The organism is Streptomyces turgidiscabies Car8 (assembly GCF_000331005.1).
Taxonomy (GTDB): domain Bacteria; phylum Actinomycetota; class Actinomycetes; order Streptomycetales; family Streptomycetaceae; genus Streptomyces; species Streptomyces turgidiscabies.
Genome location: NZ_AEJB01000007.1, coordinates 1 through 6513 on the forward strand (window position 1 = coordinate 1; position 6513 = coordinate 6513).

Genomic DNA, 6513 nt, shown 5'->3' on the forward strand with positions numbered 1-6513 from the left:
CCTGTCGTGCCCGCCGGTCAGGACGCGGTGGCCGGCTTCCCGAAGCGGCCGTTGACGAACAGCAGCTCGTCGCCCGCCGCCCCCTGGCCCGCCGCCAGCACCGTACCGATGAAGATGGTGTGGTCGCCGAACGAGTGCGCCTCGGTCAGCTCGCACTCCAGCCACGCCACCGAGTCGTCGAGCAGCGGGGCGCCCGTGTGCTCGCCGGCCCGCCAGTCCACCGGCTCGAACTGCGCGGCCCCCAGAACGCGGCTCTTGTCGGCGAAGTGCCGGGCGAGCGCCTCCTGGTGAGCGCCGAGTATGTTCACGGCGAAGTGCCCGGCATCGGTCAGCGAGTCGTGCATGACCGCGCTGTGGCCGATGCCGCACAGGACGGACGGCGGATCGAGGGAAACCGAACTGAAGGCGTTCGCCGTCATGGCGTGGAGGTGTTCCCCACCCACGGTGAGGACCGTGACGCCCGTGGCGAAGCGGGACATCACCTCACGAAGCCGGTCTGGCCGCACCGGCCCGTGACCGGAACGCATGGCAGCGTGATCGAGTTCGACGGACGCGGAATTCATGCCACTCTCCGATGGGTCACACGGGACACGTCAGTGCCGTCCGCGCGGAAGGGCAGTCGGCACAATCAACGTATCCGTGGCGTCTCGCGGTTCTCCCACGCCCGGGTAACCGCCGTGACACCTGTGCCGGGACATGCCCAATGACCTTCCAGTGACCGGACGTTGACCCTGGCGCCGGACCCTGAGGACATGAATGAGAACTTGACCAAAGCCGCGGAGCCCGAACTCGCCGAACCCTATCTGCGCCAGATACTCGACATGGCCGGACTGGCCGTCGAATACGTACGGGCCGAGGCGAACACCCTGTACATGCGCGACGAGGACGGCACCGAGATCCCGGTCGTGGACTTCGCCGGTGGATACGGCTCGGTGCTGCTCGGCCACAACCACCCGGAGATCACCGCATACGCCCGGGACCTGCTCGCCGAACAGACGCCGATACACGCCCAGTTCTCGCGCCATCCGTACGCAAACCGGCTCGCCGCCGAACTGAACCGCATCATCGCGCGTGAACTCTCCGACGACGAGCCCTATTACGCCATCTTCGGCAACAGTGGCGCGGAATCGGTCGAAGCCGCCGTCAAGCACGCGGAACTGGACCGGGGCATACGGATCTCCGCGCTGCTCGACACCGTCGGGACCGAACTCGACGCGGCACGCACGGCGGTCTCGGCGGGGACCGCCACCGTCCACGGCGAGACGGCCGCCCGCCTCGGGATCGCCCTCGCGGCCGACGACAACGATGCCTTCCGCCTTCTGGAGGCGGAGATCAGGCGCCGCAACAGCGAGACCGTCGCGGCGCCACCGCTGTTCCTCGCACTCGAGGGCGGCTTCCACGGCAAGCTCGCCGGCAGTGTGCAGCTGACCCACAACGAGAACTACCGGCTGCCCTTCAAGTCCCTCGCGGCCCAGGCACGGTTCGTTCCGCAGGACCGGCCCGAGGCGCTGCGCGCCGTGCGGGCGCAGGAGCGGCGGGTCCTGCTCGGCCTGAGCACGGAGCGCGGAAGAATCACGGTGACGGAACACGAGTTCCCCGTGTTCTGCGCCTTCCTGGTCGAACCCGTCCAGGGCGAGGGAGGAATTCGTGTCCTGTCCCCCGAATTCGCCCGGGAAATCCAGGAGTTCTGCGCCGCGATCGACTGCCCGGTCGTCGTCGACGAGATCCAGAGCGGAATGGGCAGGACGGGCACGCTGCTCGCCAGTTCCCGGATCGGCCTGCGCGGTGACTACTACACCCTCGCCAAGACGCTCGGCGGAGGCATCGCGAAGGCTTCCGTGATGCTGGTGCGCGAGAAGCGTTATCGCCGGGATTTCGAGGTCGTGCACAGCTCGACCTTCGCGAAGGACAGCTTCTCCTGCCACATCGCGCTACGGGTCCTGGACCTTCTCGAAAGAGACGGCGGAGCGGCGTACCGGCAGGCCGAGGAGCGCGGTGCGGCGTTGCGCGCCAGACTCGACGCGGTGCGGGCGGAATTCCCGGACGTGGTGCTGGACGTGCGTGGCCGTGGGCTGATGCAGGGCCTGGAATTCCGTGACCAGTCCGACGCGTCGTCACCCGAACTGCGCGAGATCGCGGGCAGCGGTCTGTTCGGCTACTTCCTGGCGGGCCATCTGCTGCGCCGGCACCGGGTGCGGACCTTCCCGACGGCCAGCGCGGTCAACACCCTGCGGTTCGAGCCGTCGATTCATGTCACGGACGCGGAACTGGATCAGCTGTACGACGGTCTTCTTGATGTGTGCACACTGTTGCGCAAACAGGCCGGCGACGAGTTGACCGCCGCGGGCCGCTGACCCATCCCTGGGTGAGTACGTCGCCTCCCCCCACCGGCGGACGGACCCAGGGCAGTCCGACACGTGCCGCCCGAGACCAGGGCAGGCACGTGCGACCGGAAGCAGTGCGGGAAACGGAACGCGCCGACAGCGCCGTCACGCGGAACACCGGTCCCGGCAACGCGCCACGCAGGAGCGAGCGGAAACGGGGATCTCATGCAGTTCCGATTACTGGGCCCACTGGAAGTCGAGAACGACGGGGACTTGGTGGACCTGGGCGGGCGCAGACAGCGCGCGGTGTTGGCGTATCTCCTGCTGCACGCCAACCAGGTGGTGTCCACCACCCAGTTGCTGTCGGCCCTGTGGCCCGACGACGCGGCGCCCATGACCGCACGCAAGATCCTGCAGAACGCCGTCTGGAAGCTGCGTGGCGTTCTGGCTCGGCCTCCGCGGTCCGAGCACACCGCCGAGTTGCTGACCCGCCCGCCCGGCTATCTGCTGCGCGTACCGCCGCGGCGCGTCGACCTGCTCGACTACCGGCAGCGGGTGGCGGCGGGCCGGGCGGCCCTGACGGCGGGACAGGTGGAGTCGGCGCACAAGTCCCTTCGTGAGGCGCTGTCGCTGTGGCGCGGACCCGTGCTCGCCGACCTGGTGGAGGAGGGGATCTGCTGGCCGGAGCTGACGGCCGTGCAGAACAGGCGACTCAATGTCATGGAGGATCTGTTCGAGGCCGCCCTGGCCTGTGGCCGGCACCAGCTGATCCTGCGCGACCTGGAGAACCTCGTGGCCTCCGAACCGCTGCGGGAACGCGCCTCGGGGCAGCTCATGGTGGCCCTGTACCGGTGCGGGCGGCAGGCCGAGGCGCTGGCGGTGTTCGGCCGGGTGCGCGCCGCCCTCGTGGAGGGGCTCGGGCTGGAGCCTGGCCGCGAACTGCACCGGTTGCAGCAGGCGATCCTCACCCACGATCCGTCGCTCGAGGCGCCGCGTTCGGTGGTCGGCCGGAACACGGTCAGCGGCCTGGAGACGGTGGACAGCCGGGACGCGGTGGACGGCCGGGAGACGGTGAACGTCACGCCCGCCGCCCCGTCGGCGAATTCCCCGGCAGCGCCCGCCGCCTCCCCCGCCACCGTCGAGGACCCCTGCCCCACCGGCCCGCACGAGTCCCGCACCGCCAGCGTGGTCATGTTCCGCTTCCGCCTCGGCGAGGAACTCGGCAGGGTGCTGGTCGAGGACCGGGACCGGGTGCTCGACGCCCTGACACAGGTGGCCAGGGAGAAGGCCGAACTGCACGGCGGCCGGGTCACGGCCGTGCTCGGCTCGACGGTCCTCGCCGTGTTCGCCGGGACCGACCCGGCCGAGGCCGCGGAGCACGCGGTCCGCACCGCAGCGGCCGTCCGCGACAGCCTCAGTGTCCCCACCTCCACCCTCGCTCCGCCGCAGGCAGCGGTGCGCGGTCTCACCGTGCACGCGGCCGTGGTCTCCGGCGAGGCTCTGCTGTCGCGTCCGCCCTCGGAGCACGTGCTGCCGCCGTGGGTCGGCGGCAGGCTCGTCGAGACCTGCCGGACGATGCTGGACCAGGTACAGCCCGGGGAGATCCACGTCTGCGAGGAGACGCGCCGGCAGAGCGAGGAGGCGGCCACGTTCCGCCGTGCCTGCGCCTCGGCCGTCGCCCCCTGGGAACTGCACCTGCTGAAGGGCGATGTCCCGGAGCTCTCCCACGGCTGGGCGGGCGCGGGCGACCAGGTCAGCGAGCTGGAGCTGACACAGCACACTCTGCTGCGCACGCGGCAGCGCTCGGCCGCGCATCTGATCACCCTCATCGACGACTCGGGCCGGGCCAGGACACGGCTGCTCATGGAGTTCCAGCGGCGGGTCGAGGAGAGCCACGGAGGACGGGTGCGGGTACTGGCCGGCACGGTCCCGCCGCCGGGGACGGGTTCCGCGCTGTCGGTGCCCGCGGAGATGCTGGCCGCGTACTGCGGCATCGATCCGGGCGGTCCCGAAGCCCACGCCACGGCGCGGCTGCGGGCCACGCTCGACCGGCTCGGCGGCGACCCGGGCGGAGGGGACCTGTACGCGTCCCTCGCCTCGCTGCTCCGGCCGGGGCGGACGTCGTTCGGGCCGGCCGTGCCGGGCGATCTGCTCCGCGCGTGGACGACCTTCCTCGCGAGGGCGGCACGCGAACAGCCGCTGGTGGTGATCTGGGACGATCTGCAGTACGCCGACGACGCGCTGTTGGACGTGGTGGAGCAGCTGACGCAGACACATGCGAACGTGCCGCTCCTCAACGTCGTCGGCGCGGACGGCCGGCTGCCGGAGCGGCGCCCCGGCTGGGCCACCGGCCGCCCCCGCACGGTGACCATCAGTCTCACCCCGGAGCCCGGCGACGACCTGAACCGGCTGCTGGAGTCCCTGCTTCCTCCGGTCCGGGAGCCCGAGGTCGTCTAGAGCCTGCCATCGGATTCTCGTCGTCGGATTCCCGTCGTACGCCCGGAGGGCGGGCCCGGGGCCCGTCGGGTCAGCGTGGGAGCCTGCGTCGCTTCGTCAGGCAGGCGGGAATTCGACGGCAGACCCTGGAGCGGCTCGCCGGTGCCGGTGAGGCGTACGGCACGGGCGAGCGCGCCGATGGCCTCCGTGACGTCGGGAGAAGCGGCCGGCAGGACATCCACGGCCGTTTCGATGAGCAGGGACCCCGCGAGGGCCTTCCACGGGGCCGTGGCGCCGACGCGCTCCGCCCCCGTCGGCCCGGCTGCGCCGAGCACCTGCCGCGCCCACACGGTGACGCGGCCCCGTTCCGGGGCGGTGACGCCCGGCGCGTCGTGAAGCCGGGCGCCGAAACGGGCCAGGATCTCCCCGGCGTGCGCGGCGAGGAGGGCGCCTTCCCCCGTCGTCGGACAGGCCGGCGAGGGGACGGCGGGCGCGGTGGCATCCGGCCGTGCCGTGCCGGTGCCCATGGACCGCCGCAGCCCCTCTGACAGGGCCGCGGCGAACTGTCTGCCGACGAAGACGGCCAGGGGCGCGTCCATCTCACCGGCGACGGGGGGTCGCACCGGCAGGGGTGAACCGTGCGGGGAACGACGGGCGTGTGCGGCTGCGGTTTCCATGGGAACAGCACACCAAGTCCGGCACACCGGCCGCCCATTCGCGGCTCTCCCCGGTGGTCATCACACGGCCCTGCGGCCCGGCCGTGCCTCGACCGGCTCGGCCGCCCTGCCCCGGAACCCGCCGTGACCGGTGTGGGCCCGGCCGGTCGCCCAGGGCTGCTCCCCCGGTTTCCTGGGGCGGCGCTCCGGGACCGGTCCGATGCGCCGCGGCATCGGGGCGGGCTCCCACAGCCGCGGCAGGGTCAGCATGCCCGCGTGTCGCCGGCCGCTGCCCCAGAAAGGGCGCCGGCCCAGCAGGTCGGAGTGACCGCAGGCCACGACGAGCAGCGAGGACCGGGTGGTGCCCCGGCCGAGGGCCTCCGCCCAGTCGAGCACCTCCTCGTCGGCCAGGTGCAGATCGTCCAGGCACAGCACCAGGGGGCGGTGGCGGGCCTGATGCTCGATCACCTCCCCCCAGGCGGCGAGCACATCGGCCCAGTGCCCCGGCCGGGCGGAGTCCGGCGAGGACGACAGGACGCGCAGCAGCCGTACGGCGTCGACGTCGGAGCCGACCGCGGAGCGGACCACGGCCCTGAGCCGGTGCTCCGGCGTGTCGAGCGCTGCCCGGTCGCGCGGCGCCCATGCCTCGAGCAGTGCGCCCGCCAGGCCGGCCGCGTCCGGGCCTCCCTCCGGCACGCGTGGCCGTACGACCCGCACTTCCTCGAAGTCCTGTGCGATCCGGCGCTCGAACTGGGCGAGCAGGCGTGTCTTGCCGACCCCCCGGTCGCCCAACACCGTCAGCATGCTGGGCACGTCGTGGTGACGTGAGTACTCCAGAAAGCTTTCCAGCAGGGTGAGTTCGTGCCGGCGTTGCCCGCGGGCGTCGGTGGCGCGCTCCGTCGGCACGCCTGTGCGCAGGGCCTGCGCCGGACGGATGCCGGCCACCCCGTCGGCGGCGTGCGTGGTCTCGCCGTACCGGACCCAGGCATCGGTGTCGCCCGCGACTTCCTCGCTGACGTACAGCTCACCCGCCGGGACGTTGGTGAGCAGCCCGTGCGCCCTGTCGAGCAGCGTGCCCACCACGGAGACCGCGGCCC

5 protein-coding genes are annotated in these 6513 nt (G+C 72.0%); 2 read left to right on the plus strand and 3 right to left on the minus strand.

Translation table 11 applies throughout. The features are described 5' to 3' along the window. Positions 1 to 17 precede the first annotated feature (17 nt). The gene (locus tag STRTUCAR8_RS00430; RefSeq protein WP_006373372.1) at positions 18 to 563 is read right to left on the minus strand and encodes a flavin reductase family protein; all 546 of its coding nucleotides are present in this window, start codon (positions 561 to 563) and stop codon (positions 18 to 20) included. 189 nt (positions 564 to 752) lie between these two features. On the opposite strand from STRTUCAR8_RS00430, the gene STRTUCAR8_RS00435 reads away from it, so the two are divergent. Both STRTUCAR8_RS00435 and STRTUCAR8_RS48095 read left to right on the plus strand, forming a co-directional pair. Then, the gene (locus tag STRTUCAR8_RS00435; protein WP_044471387.1) at positions 753 to 2354 is read left to right on the plus strand and encodes an aspartate aminotransferase family protein; all 1602 of its coding nucleotides are present in this window, start codon (positions 753 to 755) and stop codon (positions 2352 to 2354) included. Positions 2355 to 2549: 195 nt separating this feature from the next. After that, complete coding sequence (locus STRTUCAR8_RS48095; protein ID WP_006373373.1) at positions 2550 to 4781, plus strand: ATP-binding protein; 2232 nt, start codon at positions 2550 to 2552, stop codon at positions 4779 to 4781. Here STRTUCAR8_RS48095 and STRTUCAR8_RS00445 read toward each other — a convergent pair. Continuing rightward, positions 4778 to 5437 carry a hypothetical protein gene (locus STRTUCAR8_RS00445; RefSeq protein ID WP_006373375.1) on the minus strand — a complete coding sequence of 220 codons (660 nt, stop codon included), beginning with the start codon at positions 5435 to 5437 and terminating at the stop codon, positions 4778 to 4780. The two genes, STRTUCAR8_RS48095 and STRTUCAR8_RS00445, sit on opposite strands and share 4 nt — an antisense overlap. Positions 5438 to 5497: 60 nt before the next feature. Beyond that, positions 5498 to 6513, minus strand: a 1016-nt coding sequence (locus STRTUCAR8_RS00450) for an ATP-binding protein (RefSeq protein WP_158697372.1), incomplete at its 5' end; no start/stop codon positions are given.